The 12,547-nt window shown below is 71.5% G+C and carries 12 protein-coding genes, 2 tRNA genes and 1 other RNA gene; 5 read left to right on the plus strand and 10 right to left on the minus strand.

The features are described 5' to 3' along the window. Positions 1-1,989: DNA polymerase III subunit gamma and tau (locus LZ495_RS37325; protein ID WP_235057621.1), on the minus strand; the 1,989-nt coding region annotated here is incomplete at its 3' end. A gap of 58 nt (positions 1,990-2,047) precedes the next feature. After that, positions 2,048-2,144, minus strand: an RNA gene (gene ffs / locus LZ495_RS37330) — signal recognition particle sRNA small type. A 106-nt stretch (positions 2,145-2,250) separates the two neighbouring features. Between ffs and LZ495_RS37335 the strand changes: the two genes are divergently transcribed. After that, a tRNA-Ser gene (locus tag LZ495_RS37335) sits at positions 2,251-2,338 on the plus strand. Positions 2,339-2,664: 326 nt separating this feature from the next. Here the strand turns inward: LZ495_RS37335 and LZ495_RS37340 are convergent. Together LZ495_RS37340 and LZ495_RS37345 are read right to left on the minus strand one after the other, a co-directional pair. Then, a complete protein-coding gene (locus LZ495_RS37340; protein ID WP_235057622.1) occupies positions 2,665-3,711 on the minus strand; it encodes a fatty acid desaturase family protein in 1,047 nt (348 codons plus the stop codon). 147 nt (positions 3,712-3,858) lie between these two features. Next, a complete protein-coding gene (locus LZ495_RS37345; protein ID WP_235057623.1) occupies positions 3,859-4,224 on the minus strand; it encodes a CBS domain-containing protein in 366 nt (121 codons plus the stop codon). 884 nt (positions 4,225-5,108) lie between these two features. Here LZ495_RS37345 and LZ495_RS37350 point away from each other — a divergent pair. After that, positions 5,109-5,525, plus strand: coding sequence for a DUF5994 family protein (locus LZ495_RS37350; RefSeq protein WP_308268698.1), 417 nt, complete (start codon positions 5,109-5,111; stop codon positions 5,523-5,525). 62 nt (positions 5,526-5,587) lie between these two features. Here the strand turns inward: LZ495_RS37350 and LZ495_RS37355 are convergent, their stop codons facing one another. The 3 genes from LZ495_RS37355 to LZ495_RS37365 all read right to left on the minus strand — a co-directional run bounded on the left by LZ495_RS37355 (position 5,588) and on the right by LZ495_RS37365 (position 7,639). Further along, on the minus strand, positions 5,588-6,304 hold the full coding sequence (locus tag LZ495_RS37355) for a GAF and ANTAR domain-containing protein (RefSeq protein WP_235057625.1): 717 nt from the start codon (positions 6,302-6,304) through the stop codon (positions 5,588-5,590). A gap of 91 nt (positions 6,305-6,395) precedes the next feature. Continuing rightward, on the minus strand, positions 6,396-7,094 hold the full coding sequence (locus tag LZ495_RS37360; RefSeq protein WP_235057626.1) for an ANTAR domain-containing protein: 699 nt from the start codon (positions 7,092-7,094) through the stop codon (positions 6,396-6,398). Further along, a complete protein-coding gene (locus LZ495_RS37365; protein ID WP_235057627.1) occupies positions 7,091-7,639 on the minus strand; it encodes an STAS domain-containing protein in 549 nt (182 codons plus the stop codon). Before LZ495_RS37365 ends, LZ495_RS37360 begins: the two co-directional genes overlap by 4 nt. A 543-nt stretch (positions 7,640-8,182) precedes the next feature. Between LZ495_RS37365 and LZ495_RS37370 the strand changes: the two genes are divergently transcribed. Both LZ495_RS37370 and LZ495_RS37375 read left to right on the plus strand, forming a co-directional pair. Continuing rightward, positions 8,183-8,746, plus strand: a complete 564-nt coding sequence (locus tag LZ495_RS37370; protein ID WP_235057628.1) for a DUF5994 family protein — start codon at positions 8,183-8,185, stop codon at positions 8,744-8,746. A 295-nt stretch (positions 8,747-9,041) separates the two neighbouring features. Beyond that, positions 9,042-9,389: an alpha/beta fold hydrolase gene (locus tag LZ495_RS37375; RefSeq protein WP_235057629.1), complete on the plus strand. Its 348-nt coding sequence runs from the start codon at positions 9,042-9,044 to the stop codon at positions 9,387-9,389. 161 nt (positions 9,390-9,550) lie between these two features. Here LZ495_RS37375 and LZ495_RS37380 read toward each other — a convergent pair whose 3' ends face one another. From LZ495_RS37380 to LZ495_RS37390, 3 genes are read right to left on the minus strand one after another with little or no spacing between them, the layout of a single operon-like run. Beyond that, a complete protein-coding gene (locus tag LZ495_RS37380) occupies positions 9,551-10,492 on the minus strand; it encodes a metallophosphoesterase family protein (RefSeq protein WP_235057630.1) in 942 nt (313 codons plus the stop codon). After that, positions 10,489-11,184, minus strand: coding sequence for an HAD family hydrolase (locus LZ495_RS37385; RefSeq protein WP_235057631.1), 696 nt, complete (start codon positions 11,182-11,184; stop codon positions 10,489-10,491). Before LZ495_RS37385 ends, LZ495_RS37380 begins: the two co-directional genes overlap by 4 nt. An 8-nt stretch (positions 11,185-11,192) precedes the next feature. Next, the gene (locus LZ495_RS37390) at positions 11,193-12,050 is read right to left on the minus strand and encodes a MurR/RpiR family transcriptional regulator (RefSeq protein ID WP_235057632.1); all 858 of its coding nucleotides are present in this window, start codon (positions 12,048-12,050) and stop codon (positions 11,193-11,195) included. Positions 12,051-12,385: 335 nt separating this feature from the next. Here LZ495_RS37390 and LZ495_RS37395 point away from each other — a divergent pair. Then, positions 12,386-12,472: transfer RNA gene (locus LZ495_RS37395), tRNA-OTHER, on the plus strand. Positions 12,473-12,547: the final 75 nt, after the last annotated feature.

The raw sequence follows: 12,547 nt of genomic DNA on the forward strand, positions 1-12,547 counted from the left end.
CATCGGCGCAGCCTGCGCCGACTGCACCGGTTGCGCGGACGGGAAGCCCGCCGCGGCGGACGGCGCGCCTTGCGCGGCAGCCGGCGGCGCGTAGCCGCCACGGCCACCGCCGCCGCCGCTTCCGCCGTAGCCGCCCGAGCCGCCCGAGCCGCCCGAGCCTCCTTGGCCGCCCGAGCCGCCCGCACCCGGGTCGACGATGGCCTCGATCCGCCAGTCGACGCCGAACGCGTCCAGCACGGACTGCCGCAGCACCTCGTCGTGCCCGCTGTTCACGAACCCGTCGCGCGCACCGGCATGCTCGAACGACACCTGCAGCGTCTTGCCGTCGAAACCGGCCACACCCGCGCGCTGCAGCATCATCCACGTGACCCGCTTGCGGCGTGCGACGGCCTCTATGATCTGCGGCCACATCCCGCGGACCCGGTTCACATCACCGCCGCCACCGCCGCCACCGCCTGCCGCGGGGGCGGCCGGCGCAGCCTGCGGCGATGCCGGGGCGTATCCGCCCGAGGCCGCAGCCGCCGGCTCCGCGGCCACCGGCTGCGGAGCACTCTGCTGCTGCGGAGGACGGGACGTGGACGGCCACGCGCCGGGCGCACGCCCCTCCGGCTGGGCAGCACCCGTACCCGGGCCGGGCACGGAAGCGGCGACCGGAGCCGCGGCCGGAGCCGCCTGCACCTGGACCGGCTCGGCCGGCTGCGCGGGGCGTACCGCCGCGGGCCGCTGCACGGGCGGCGGCGCATCGTCGAAGTCCGCGGGCATCCGTCCCACGCCCGCCAGGCCCGCCGCGACCGGCGAGGCTCCGCCGGGCACGCCGAGCTCGACCCGGCGCTCCAGCCGGTCGAGCCGCGCACCGAAGGCCTGCTCGCCCGCACCGGCCCCGGGCAACAGCACGCGCGCGCAGATGAGTTCGAGCTGCAGCCGGGGCGACGTCGCGCCGCGCATCTCGGTCAGCCCGGTGTTCACGATGTCCGCGGCCCGGGTCAGCTCGGCCTGCCCGAAGGACCTGGCCTGCGCGACCATGCGCTCCAGCTGATCGGCCGGGACGTCGACGAGCCCCTTGTCCGCCGCGTCCGGCACCGCCGCGAGGATCACCAGGTCGCGCAGCCGCACCAGCAGATCGGCCACGAACCGGCGCGGATCGAAACCGCCCTCGATGACCCGGTCGACCACCTGGAACGCCGCGGCCCCGTCCCGCGTTGCGAAGGCATCCGCGACATCGTCGAGCAGGGCCCGGTCGGTGTAGCCCAGCAGCGAGGTGGCCATGGCGTACGTCACGCCCTGCTCGTCCGCGCCGGCCAGCAGCTGGTCCATCACCGACATCGAGTCCCGGACGGACCCCGCGCCGGCCTGCACGACCAGCGGGTACACCGGCTTCTCGACCGCGACGCCCTCGTCGCCGCACACCTTCTCGAGGTAGTCGCGCAGCACACCCGGCGGCACCAGGCGGAACGGGTAGTGGTGGGTACGCGAGCGGATCGTCCCGATGACCTTCTCGGGCTCGGTCGTCGCAAAGATGAACTTCAGGTGCTCCGGCGGCTCTTCGACCACCTTGAGCAGCGCGTTGAAGCCCGCCGACGTGACCATGTGGGCCTCGTCGATGATGTAGATCTTGTAGCGCGAGTTGACCGGCGCGAAGAACGCCTTCTCCCGCAGATCGCGCGCATCGTCCACACCACCGTGCGACGCCGCGTCGATCTCGATCACATCGATACTGCCCGGCCCGCCCCGGGCCAGGTCCTCACACGACCGGCACACCCCGCACGGGGTCGGTGTGGGGCCCTGCTCGCAGTTCAGACACCGCGCCAAAATGCGCGCACTCGTCGTCTTGCCACAGCCTCGCGGCCCGCTGAACAGGTACGCGTGGTTCACGCGGTTGTTCCGCAGGGCCTGCATGAGCGGTTCGGTCACGTGCTCCTGCCCGATGACCTCGGCATAGGTCTCGGGCCGGTAGCGGCGGTAGAGGGCAAGCGACACGACCACGACCATAGCCGGGTGGAGGGACATCCGAAGCCAAGCCGCGTCGGGCACCACCCGCACCGGGAAAGCAAAAGACCCCCCGCGCACCCGACAGAGCCCACTTACCCTTGCTGCCTTCCGGCCCTGGGGGGGTTCAGCAGGATGCCGCCACGCGGGAGGTCCGCCCCAACAGTACCCGACCCGGCCCCCACCGCGCGCCGCCCACCCCGATCGACCCCCACCCGAATACCCGTGCGCGACCACCCCCATCCCTCCGGTAAGCTGTCCGGCGGAGGATTCGCCTAGTGGCCTAGGGCGCACGCTTGGAAAGCGTGTTGGGGGCAACCCCTCACGAGTTCGAATCTCGTATCCTCCGCCAGCCTGAACAGGCAAAACGTCAGCCCCGACCTCTCGCCAGGTCGGGGCTGACGTCGTCTTGGTTGCAATCCTGGTTGCGGTTCTCGCCAACACGCGCAGTTCGCGCACCCTTTGGTGCACGCTCGTTCGGGCCCGTACCACCCAGTTCGCGGTCACGAGCGGGCTTGAGTTACCGGCGCCAGGGCCAGGCGGACGACCGGTTCAGTGTGTCGGCGACGCCGACGGCAACGGCCTGCACGGGGCGCGCCGCGTGGATTCGGTCGGCGACGCCCTGCCCGAGACCGAGAGCTTTTACAGCTTCAAGTCTGCCGTCCCCGGTCGCGGGCCTCAGGCCTGTCGTGCGACCGGGCGGCGCAGGGGTGCGGCGGCCCGGTGCAGGTGCCGCAGGGTCTGCGCATACGAAGCGAACAGCCCTGACTCGGCGTAGGAGATGCCAAGTCGAGCGCAGTGCGCCTTGACGATGGGGCGGGCCCGGCGCAGGTGCGGGGTGGGCATGTTGGGGAAGAGGTGGTGCTCGATCTGGTGGTTGAGTCCGCCGAGGAGGACGTCGACCAGTCGGCCGCCGCGTACGTTCCGCGAGGTGAGGACCTGGCGGCGCAAGAAATCGGGACGGTCGTCAGCGTCCGTGAGCATCTGCATGCCCTTGTGGTTCGGCGCGAACGTGCAGCCGAGGTAGACACCGAACACCGCCTGGTGGACGACGAGGAACACCAGCCCGCCCCAAGGCCCCAGGACGACCAGCAGCCCGGCGAGGTATCCGGCGATGTGGATCCCCAGCAGTGCCGCCTCGACGCCCCTGCGCCGGAGTGCCGGTCGGAACAGCGCGCGGACGCTGGACACGTGCAGGTTGAAGCCCTCCAGGGTCAGCAGCGGGAAGAAGAGGAACGCCTGGAGCGGGCCGATCCGCCGGGCGATGCCCTGAGCGGCGCGAGCCTGGCCGGTCGACCACACCAGGATGTCCGGGGCGACGTCGGGGTCGAGGCCCTCGTGGTTCGGGTTGGCGTGGTGGCGGGTGTGCTTGTCCTGCCACCATCCATAGCTCATGCCCACGCACAGATTGCCGGCAACGCGTCCTGCCATCTCACTGGCACGCCGCAGCCGGAAGACCTGACGATGCGCCACATCATGCGCAACCAAGGCGACTTGGGCGTAGAGGACGCCAAGAAGCGCGGCAACGGCAAGCTGCCACCACGAACGCCCGACGACGGCGAAGACCGCCCACCCCGCGGCGTACGCCACCGCTATCGCGCCGATGCGCAAGGTGTAATAGCCGGGCCGTCGCCGCAGCAACCCCGCTTCGGCAACCTGCTTCGAAAGTACGGAAAAGTCGCTCTGTGCGGCCCGTGGGGCCACGAGAGATCGATCGGGGGTCATGCCCACCGCCGGTACCCGGGCCTCAGCCCGACATTCGCTCCGCCAGGGACGACGCGACAGCGTAGGTCCGCGTACGAGGTATCCCCTGCCTCCCCACCGTACTGCGCCCGACCCGTCAGCGGGCGGGCCTGGCAGCCGGATGGCCGGTCAGGTGCCGGCGTGGAGTGCTTCCCGAATCGCGCGAGCGGTGAGGACGCCCAGGACTCGGCCGTCGTCGTCGGTGACCGGCCAGACGTCCTGGCGTTTGACGCGCATGGATTCGGCCGCGAGGGCAAGCGGCATGGCGGGCCACGCGAAAGGGCCGCGCTGGTGGTGGGTGTCGCGGACCGGGGTGCGCTCGCTGTACCAGGACCGAGCGAGGAAGGCGGCCAGGCTCGCGCGTGTCACCAGCCCCTCGCATCGACCGGCCTCGTCCAGAACGAGCAGGTACGACGCGGCAGGCAGTGCAGCGAAGATCGCCAAGGCCTCGTCGACGGTGGTGTCCGTACCGACCGGGGAATCCCAGCCGTCCATGGCGTCGGCGACGGTCAGGGCGGGTGAAGTGCGAGGAGGCGGGGCGGGCGGGGACGGAGGCGGCGGGTGGAGCGGCACGGGGGCACCAGACCTTGCTCCGGACGCAGCGGCAATGGCGCATCCAGAAGAGCAATTCCTCCAGGACGAAACCGGCTTGACCACCGGAATACGGGTTGCCCCGGACAAGACCATCCTACGGGGATCCACCGCGGGGCGATCCCGGCAGGTGAGCCGGCCGCCGCAGCGGGGAACGCCGACTTCCCGGAACGGGCTACGCGCCGGGCTATCCGTTGTGTGCGGGCACGACTACTGTGAGGCCTACCGCCCCAGTCCCCGGCAGCGCGACAACCGTTCGCTCCGCGGAGGATGCTGATGCACTCAGGTGGTCGGCACCTCCTCTTGCCGATACCGGCGGGCGACCGTGCCGGGGCGGCACCTTCGCCGAGTCCCGCGTTGACGCCGCACCGCCCGTGGCGGGCCCCCGCGCCGTGCTCGCGAAGCCGCAATGCCGTAGGACGCGCGCTGTCGCGAGTGCTGCGTGGAGGAACTCGGAAGAACGGGCTGCAGACCATCCGGGTCGACGAGGTCCGCCTGGCGGACCATGGCTGCCCGCTGCCTGGCCCGGACACGCCACATCAAAGGCACGGTGCGGTCCTCGTTGCGGGCAAGCGCACTCCGGCCACTATGGCCGGCGGCATCCGGGGTAGCGTAGGTATGGGCCGGACGACGTTCAAGGCGGTGCCCGCACTGCGGCGCGCTCCCGGCCCACCAGGGCTCACCGTGAGCTCTGTGGACAGGTCAGGCGGTGCGTCATGCCTGAAGCGGAGACCCCGCGCCGACGCGGACGCGGACCGGGGACGACACACCAGCAGGTGTCCCCGGGCGTGATATTTCTCAGGCCGCAGATCGCAGGGGGCCGCCCGGGAACACTGGACGGTGCCTGGTGGCCGCGGTCCCGCGACATCGGAGCGCAGTTGCGTGGCCTGGTCACCGCGTTGTCCGCACACATAGCACCGGTCAGCCGGGTCGGACTGGACCGGGACGCCTGGGACGGCGTACCCGAGCATCTGTTCATCGACCGCCGGCTCGTGCACATCGACTGGTTCCCGATCGGCGACGACACCGTGCTGTTCACGCGGGACGACGGGAACCTCGTCGCACTGCTCGTCATACCGCCGCACGCGACCCAGCACCAAGCCCGGCAGGCCATGGCCCAGGCCCTCGATCTCGACAACCTCGCCCAGGCCGAGCAGATCCTCGTCGACGCCGGCCTCGATCGCAAAGGCGGACCTGCGGCCTGACGGTTGGGGGCCGGGCCGGCTCCACTCGCCGATCCGGTGTCGGCCTGCGGTCCCCCCGCCGGTCAGCGCTCCGGGTCGGCCAGAGTCTCGGTGCCGTCGACGAACGCCCGGGCAAGGTCGGACAGGCGGCGGTTGTGGGAGCGGGCGTGGCCGCGCAGCGCGGTGAACGCCTGCTCCATGTCGAGACCGTGGCGTTCGGCCAGCTTGCCCTTGGCCTGTTCGATCAGGACGCGGCTGTCCAGCGCGTGCCGGAGTTGTTCGTTGAGGGCGTCACTGCGCCGGGCCGACCGCTGCTGAAGGAGGCTGATCGTGGCGACGTCGGCAAGTGCCTGGGCGACGGATGTGTCTATCGGGTCGAACGTCCCGGGCGCAGCGCGAAAAAGGTTGAGCGCGCCGACGACGTCTGCGCGCAGCCGCATCGGGAGGGCCTGGACGGCGGTGTACCCATTGCGCCGGGCTTCGGCAGCGAACCGGGGCCAGTGGTCGGTCTCTGCGGTCAGATCGGGGGCGGTGACGAGTGCGCCGGTTCGGCAGCAGTCCAGACAGGGACCTTCGTCGTTCTGGATCTGGAACAGTTCGAGGACGCGTACGCGCTCGTCGGAAGCCGCCATCACCCGCAGTGCCCCGTCCGGGGCCACGAGGAGGACACCGGCCGCCGCGACGCCGCGCATGGTGACGCAGCGGTCGGTGAGCAGGCGCAGGAAGCCGACGACGTCGAAGTCGGCGGCAAGGTTGTCCGCGAGTTCGACGAAGGTTCCGGCCAGGAGTCGTTCATCCACGGGAGCACCCTCGATCGGCCGACCCCGTCGTCGGGGCCGCAGTGGTGGGAGACCCATGAGGCGCAGAGGCACACCGCAGGGCCGCGGAGGGTCAGGAGCCGTCATCGGGCTGCTCCAGGTCGTGCGGCCGGACGTGCGCGGGGTCCGGCCGAAAGCGCAGGGTGCGGGCCACCACGTCGCGCGCCACCTCGGCCAGTCGGCGGCCGTGGGTGTAGGCGTGCGCGCGCAGCCGCAGGAACGCCTCGTCGACGCCGCTGCCGAGGTGCTCGGCGAGCACGCCGGTGGCCTCGATCTCGGCCCGGTAGCCGCCCAGGTCTTCGCTGGTCAGGTCCAAGGCACGTAGGTCCGGCGAGCAGCCGACGGCGGACGGGAAGAGTTCTTCCCGTCCGGCCGGATGACTCTCCAGCAGGAGGAGTGCAGCGGTGTCGGCGAAGGCCACCGCATCGGCAAACTGTCCGGGGCCCAGATCGCCGGGCGTCTCCGCGTACAGGTCCAGGGCGCCGGTGCTCAGGTCGGGCGCCAAGACCGCAGTGCCCCGAGCGCAGGCGTCCATGCACGGGCCTTCACCGAGGGTCAGTTGCAGTTCCTCGAGTTGCTCGCTGACTTCGTCGGTACTGCACAGCGGATGGCTGGCCGTGGCCGATGACATCGCGGACACCCCGGCTCCCTGGATCGGCAGTGACGCGACCGCGGCACCGCACACATCCGCGATGCTGAGGCGGGCACCCCGCCGGGCTGCGTGTTCGCCGACCAGGACGCGGATCCGGGCCGACCGACCGGCCGGGTTCATGGACCCGGCCCGTCCACGCAGGTGTCCTCGACCGGTCCCGGCGCGGCCGAATCCGCGGTGTGGCGGGGTGGCGGAGCCGCTGCCCTGACATGGCGGCGGACGGATGGCCCGGGCAGCCGCCGGGAGGCCTGGCCGATGAATCGGACCGACGCGCAGACGACATAGGGAAGAGCGGTACCCGGCAGGACGACGGGAGGCGGCGGCACAGAGGTCGGGAGAACGAGGAGGCGTGTGCCGGTCCCAGTGAGCGCGAACAGCCGGGCCACCATCGGGGTCGGCTTGTGCAGCCGAAGGCAGCCGCCGGCTTCGGCGGCAGCCTTGGCGATGTCCAGGAAGACGTGCAGACCGCTGCTGTCGCAGAACGTCACTGCTCCCAGGTCGACGTCGATGACGGAATGCCCGTCGAGCAGGCATCCGGTGAGGAAGCTGCGCAGGTGGACCGCAGAGGCGATGTCGATTTCGCCTTCGACGATGAGCGGAGCTCCGGCGATGCCGGAACTCGGACGGATGGCCAGACCTTCGCAGGGCTGCGGTCGAGGGCGCATGGGTGCCTCGTTACGGATGCCGGCCGGATCGCACCGCGTGGATTCCGGAATTCCGGCTCACCGTCGACCGATCCGAGCGTGGTCGTGCGTTCGGTACGGGTGAAACGCTGCAGCCGGCGGTCCAGGGTTGTGGTGCGCAGCCGGTTCCCCTTCAAGGGGATGCGCGAGTCGATCGGACAGAGCGTCCGCCGCTGACGGGCATCCGAATCATGGTGCAGTGTGCCGTCGGGGTCCAGGACGTCCACTCGGCAGCATAGCCCCGAACGGGTCGCAAGGGCGGGCGAATCCGACAACCCTGACCCGCAAGCACGGTTGCGCTGTGCCGCCCGGCCCGCTCCGGCAGGACCGGACAAGCCTGCGGCGCGCTGCCGCAATTGGAGCCCCTGCGCAAACCCATGCGCCGCCCGAGGCCCGCGCAGGCCCGCGCCGCGGTAACGTCGGGGGTACCGGGCGCACTCCGCACGCCGGATCCGATACCGGCGCCGTGCCCGGCGAGCGACGATGCCGGACGGGTTCGCGCCCTTCCGGGGGCAGGTCCTCTTCATGACCTCGACCGAGAATCCCCTCGCGACGACCACATCCACCCCTGCTGTCCTCCCGCGCATCGCGCTGACCCCGGCCGGAGAGGCCGCCGGTCGGCTCGACGGGGCTTGGTGGCCGCATTCCCGCGAACTCGCCGACGAACTCCCCTCCCTGGCAGGGGCCATGGCAGAAGCAGGCGTGATCACCCGCGCAACGGTGAACCCCGCGCTCTGGACGAGAGTCCCCCGGCGGGTCCCGGCTTCCGGCCGCCTGATCAAGGTCGGCTGGTTCACCGAACAAGACCCCCACGAGATCATGCTGTTGTCGCACGGCACGGGACGTTGGGATCTCCTGGTCATCCCGCCGGAAACCGACCCTGCCGCGGCCCAGCGGATGATGGAGGCCGCAGCGGCGCCGCGCGACGCGCGCAGCGCCGGCACGCTCGTCGGCACCATGGGTCTGCCCGGCCCGACCACCTCCAGCCCGGAGGACATCGGCGATCCCTCAGAGACCGCCTGGGAATCCGAAGGCGGCCACCTCCGCGCCGGGCAGGACGGCTCCTTCACCATCGCGGCACTCGGCTGACACGGGTCTCCCCAGCAGCCGCGCTGCGTCTGATGGCACAGACACGACACCGCTCCCGCTGACCATCCGGCCTCAGCGCCGTGCGCGGGGCAGCAGCCGCCAAGCGGATCACCCTCAGCACGAAGCACGCGCAACGCCGACCGGGCATACCAGCACAGGCAAGCCATCGCAGAGACCGAGCAGTTTCCAGCACCTTTGGCGCGGGCTGGCGCTGTCGCTCGCTGTCGACCGGCTACGCCCGGCTCGCGCGGTCTACTCCGACCCGGAGTTCCTCCCCGTATCGGTCGACCTGGAGATGCGGGAGTTCCTGCGCACCATGGTCACCGGTGCCACCCCGGCCGACATCCGCGAGGCCAACCCCCGCTGGTCCGATGCCGACATCGATGCCGAGATGGCCGGCTTCGCCCACTTCGACGTCGCGCTCCTCGACACCGCCCCGGACTCCGCCGCCGACTACCTGCCGGGCCCGCCGGCCCGGCCCTCCCTGGTCCAACTCGCGGACCCGAGCCTGACGATCCCTCCGGAGGCCGCCGCCGAGTTGGAACGGCGCGGGTACCAACTGCACACAGTCCCCGGTACCGGACACTGCATCCACCGCGACGACCTGGAGGGTTTCCTCCGGTCGCTGGACGGCTGGATCTGAGCGATGCCGGACGCAAGCTCCTCGGCCCCGCGCGAAGCCCGTCCCGTATTGGGTGCCGCCCTCGCCACGGCGGTGGGCCCGTTCAGCCACCGCCCGCGCCGCAACTGGCGAGACTCTCCTCCCCTTTGCGCACAAACGATGTTCGGCGCCGTGCCCGGTGGTCAGGCGAGGGGCTTGCCATGGTGGTCGCGGAGGCCTTCGAGGGTGACGTTGGCGATGCGGGGGCCGTCGGGTTCCATGGTGATGAGGGTGACGTGGTCGAAGTTGCCGTTGTCGCCTTCGGCTTTGACCCACAGGCCGCCGGTGGGGCCAAGGCGGATGTGGTCGCGTCCGTCGATGACGGCGGTCTTGTAGTTGTGCACGTGCCCGGCGAGCATCGTGTACGGCCGGTCGCCGAGGGCGGCGCGGATCCGGTGGATGACGGGGTGGCCCTCGCCCTGCCAGACGGGCTGGTGCATGAGGACGAACGTCCAGCGGACGTCGGCGTTTTCGCGGATGACCTGCTCGGCCCAGGCGGTCTGCTCGTCGGAGACGCGGGCGCCGGCCTGGTCGCCTTCCCAGTCGATCGACTCCTCGACCAGGCGGCGCAGGGCCTCGGGGTCGTTCTTGACGTTGCCGGCCAGCTTCTTCATGGCTTCGAGGGACTGCTTGACCGGGGGGTCCTGGGTGTCGAGGACGAGGAAGAGGACGTCCTTGTAGCGGAAGTGGTGGTGGAGCCGCCCGTAGCGGTCGAGCCAGTGCTTGCGCGCGAGGTCGCTGAAGACATCGTGGTTGCCGGGGACGTGGAAGAGCGGCATCTCCAAAGGCGCCAGGATCTCGTCGATTTCGGCCCACGCCGCAGTGATCTTGCCCTCGTCGTCGGTGTAGCCCTCGATGAGGTCGCCGAGTTGGACGGCGAACGCGGGGCGCAGCAGGTTCAGGGACGCGATGCCGCGTTCGAACACGCCGGGACGGGCGAGGCCGGTCCGGTCGGAGATGAGCGCGAAGGTGAACCGGCCGGGGTCGTCGGCGATGTCGAGGTGAGTCCAGGGCCCGGTGGCCGGCGGACTACCCAGTGTGCCGGGGTCGTCGGGCGCGGTTCCGAGCGTCAGGTGCGGGTTCATGCCGGGGTTCCTCCGAGGGACGCGGGCGCGGGTGTCTTGGTGTGCAGGGCGGTGAGGACGCCGACGAGGTCGTCGAGGTCGTCGACGACCGCGTCGGGCCGTACCGCCGCGAGGGCGTCGGCGGGGCGGTAGCCGCCGGTGATGGCGACGGCGAGGTATCCGGCGGCGCGGGCGCAGTGGATGTCGTACTCGGTGTCGCCGACGTAGCAGGCCCGGGGGCGGGTGGGGCGTTGGCTCAGCAGGGCGGAAGTCTTGGCGGCGACCCCGGCCAGGACGACGTCGAACCGGTCTTCGAGGCCGGTGTCGCGGATGTCGTCGGCGACGGCCTGCGCTCCCGCGGCGGAGACCACGCCCAGGCGTGCGCCGCGGGCGCGCAGGGTGTCGAGCATGCGGGCGGCGCCGTGCCGCAGCGGCGCGGGTTCGGCGGCGAGTGCGCGGTTCCAGTGCTGCTCGGCGGCTTCCGGGTCGGTGGCGCCCAGGCCACGCAGGAACGCGCCCAGCGGCAGCTTCCACCGGGCGGGGAAGTCCTCGGCGGTCAGGCCGGCCAGGCCGCGGTGGGTGAGAACGGCATTGGTGGCGCGCAGGGCGCGGTCGGTGTCGTCGACCAGGGTGCCGTTCCAGTCGAACAGCACGAGGACGTCGGTGAGATCGAGACGCGGCGGGGCCGCCGGGTGGGGCGCGATGGGAGGCATGCGAGTCCTCAGTAACGGTGTTCGGTCAGGAGGTCTTCGGTCGCGGCGAGGGCGTCGCGGGCAGGGCCGTGGCGCAGCGCGACCGTCACGTAGAGGGCGTCGAGCAGGGCCAGGTGCACCAGGCGGCTGCTCATCGCCTCGACGCGGAACGCGGTCTCGCTGCTGCCCGCGACCAGCACCAGGTCAGCCGTCTCCGCGATCGGCGCGCCGGCGAAGCTGGTCAGCACGGCGGTGGTCGCCCCGACCGTCCGCGCGGTCCGCACCGCGGCGATGGTCTCGCGGGTGGCGCCGGTGTGGCTGATCGCGAAGCACACGTCGCCGGGCCGCAGCGTGCGGGCGGTGACGTGCTGGAGGTGGGTGTCGCCGGGGAAGACCGCGTCCAGGCCGAGCGTGCTCAGCCGGTACGCGGCATCGGCGGCCAGGGGTGCGGATGTGCCCACCGCGGCGAACAGGATCCGCCGCGCGCTCAGCAGCGCCTCCGCCGCGGCCTGGACCGCCGCCGCGTCGATGGCCCGGACGGCCTCGTCGAGGGCCCGCGCCGAGCCGGACAGCACCTTGCGGGCGATCTGCGCCGCGTCGTCGCCCGGCACCACGTCGTCCGCCAGGCGCTGGTGCGTGGGCGCGGTCTCGCGGGCGAGGGCGAGCTTGAGGTCGTGGAAGCCGCGCAGCCCCAGCTTCTGACAGAACCGCGTCACCGTGCCCACCGAGGACTGCGACGCCGCGGCCAGGTCGCTCACCGACATCCGCACCACCTCGGCCGGAGCCTCGGCGACCGCCTGCGCCACCCGCTGCTCGGCGGGTGACAGGCCGGACGCACGGCGCGCCAGCTCACGCAGCGGCGGTGGGGCATCAGCCGAGAGAACCATGCTGGAGTGATCATCCATAGTGACATGACTATCTGGAACTATCCTCCAGATCAAGAGCCGCCAGGGCGGGTGCACATGGGCGGGACGATCGCCGCGGTGTCCTGGATATCCGGGCTATCCGGACCGAGCGTGGGCGGCGTGGCGCGCGCAGCCGACCACCAGACCGCGGAACTACGCCTGGCCTACGAGACTCCCGGCCCGCCCACGCGTCCGCAGTCTCGACCCCGGCCTCTGTTCCGGTCTCAATCCTGGTCTCAGTCCTGGTCTCATTCACTGGCGTACGCGGGCGTCCGTGGGGGTGGGGCTCAACCATTCCACCGCAGGTCAGGACGCTGGGGGGATCGCGCCGGACGGCGAGGTGAGCAATTGGAAAGCGTGTTGGGGGCAACCCCTCACGAGTTCGAATCTCGTATCCTCCGCCAGCCTGCGACAGGCAACACGTCGGGCCCCCCCCCCGATCGGGGGGGGGGGGCCCGCCGGGGGTGGCGCGGGGGGGG

Source organism: Yinghuangia soli, from assembly GCF_021502675.1.
Taxonomy (GTDB): domain Bacteria; phylum Actinomycetota; class Actinomycetes; order Streptomycetales; family Streptomycetaceae; genus Yinghuangia; species Yinghuangia soli.